This window comes from Maribacter sp. 2-571 (assembly GCF_050589625.1).
Lineage (GTDB): Bacteria > Bacteroidota > Bacteroidia > Flavobacteriales > Flavobacteriaceae > Pelagihabitans.
Genome location: NZ_JBNGOP010000101.1, coordinates 1 through 524 on the forward strand (window position 1 = coordinate 1; position 524 = coordinate 524).

Annotated in this window: 1 protein-coding gene; it reads left to right on the forward strand. The window is 47.3% G+C overall.

Annotation, left to right across the window (positions count from 1 at the left end):
* A partial coding sequence (locus tag ACRD7P_RS21065) for a condensation domain-containing protein (RefSeq protein WP_430909785.1) occupies nucleotides 1-524 on the forward strand: 524 nt, incomplete at both ends.

A 524-nucleotide genomic window follows, 5' to 3' on the forward strand; every position in this document is an offset into this window, starting at 1 on the left:
TTTATAGACTTGATCAAGGACGTGCACCGGGATCAGGTGGACGCGCAGTCGCACCGGGATTTTCCCTTCGAGCAATTATTAGATCATTTATCTATAGAACGGGATCCTTCCCGCCACCCCCTGTTTCAGGTGTTATTTGATTTTCAGAGTTTTGGGGAAAATGAAACGGACACTTTATCGGAGTATCTACAGCCCGCTATTTTAGGGGAAGATAATGCAACGGAGAAGTACGACCTGTCTATTTTCATGGATGACAGTAATACGGGGATAGCAGTTCAGATAAGCTATGCGACGAGTCTGTTCGCAAAAGAGACCATTGAAAGAATGGCACGGCACTATCTAACGCTATTGGAACGTTTGGTAGCGGATGTTACGAGTTCTTATTTGTCACATTCTTTATTGGATACTTCCAGTTACCGGACGGTGGTCCACGATTGGAACGCTACGGATGTGGAATACCCCAAGGGGGAGACGGTCGTTTCCCTGTTCGAGGCCCAGGTAGAATCGACTCCTGAGGCGATTGC